Below are 943 nucleotides of genomic sequence, written 5' to 3' on the forward strand. Positions count from 1 at the left end.
GGGAAGAGATCGGCTGGAAGTCCTAGGTCTTCTTTAGAATCTCCTGCAGGTAGCCGATGACTGTTTCTGGCCGGAGGTGGGCCATGCAGGGGTGGCCCTCCACCAGGCAGGCTTCGTTTTTGAACTTGTTTTCCACGCAGACCCGGCATTTATAGGAAGTTTGGGTAACGTAAACGTGGGGCAGGCGAGGTGCCCACAGCCGCACCGGGCTAGCTCCATCGCCATCGGCATCGTTGCCAAACAGGGCAATGGTGGGGCAGCCCACGGCCGCCGCAATGTGCATCGGCCCCGCGTCCACGGAGATACAGAGCCGCGCCCGCTTCAGGGCCCCGGCCAATTCGATCAAGCTGGTTTTGCCCCGCAGGTCGATCATCCCCGTTTGCGCCAGCAGCTCATCTTCGCCGCCGCCGTGGTAGAGGGATCGCTGCAGCTCCGGGGCACTGCCGATTAGCCCCACCTGCAGGCCCTGCCCCCGGCACCACTGGATCACCTGGCGCCAGTGCTCCAAGGGCCACATCTTGGCGCGGCGGGTGGTGGTGATGTGCACCAGGACTTCCGGCACGGGAAAATCGGGATCCCGGCTGGGCAGCTCCAGGCGGAAAAAATCTGTTTCCACATAAGCCAGGCGGCAGAAGATCTCGGCAATGTAGTTGCTAGTGAGAATATCTTTGTAGCGCTGCAAAAACTCCAGGCTGTTCCAGTCGTCGTCCTGGAGCATGCGCTGCACCGGGTCGGGGCCGGGATCCAGCTTGCGGCGAAAATCCAAGGTCAGGCCGGCCCCGGCAATGTACTGGGGTCGCAGGGCCGTCACCGCCACCAGGTTGAGCTCGCTGAACTCGTCGCAATTGATGGCCAGATCATAAGGCCCGGCCTGGGCCACACGATCCCGCACTGCTGCTGTTAGGGCCTCGAGGTAATCGGGGCGGCGGCTGTAGAGGGGGAA

1 protein-coding gene is annotated in these 943 nt (G+C 62.7%); it reads right to left on the minus strand.

Annotation, left to right across the window (positions count from 1 at the left end; translation table 11 throughout):
• Positions 1–22 precede the first annotated feature (22 nt).
• Positions 23–943 (minus strand): glycosyltransferase family 9 protein (locus tag NW844_RS12945; RefSeq protein WP_414336238.1); only part of this gene is annotated, 921 nt, incomplete at its 5' end.

Source organism: Synechococcus sp. H55.2 (genome assembly GCF_047462495.1).
In the GTDB taxonomy this organism is placed as follows: domain Bacteria; phylum Cyanobacteriota; class Cyanobacteriia; order Thermostichales; family Thermostichaceae; genus Thermostichus.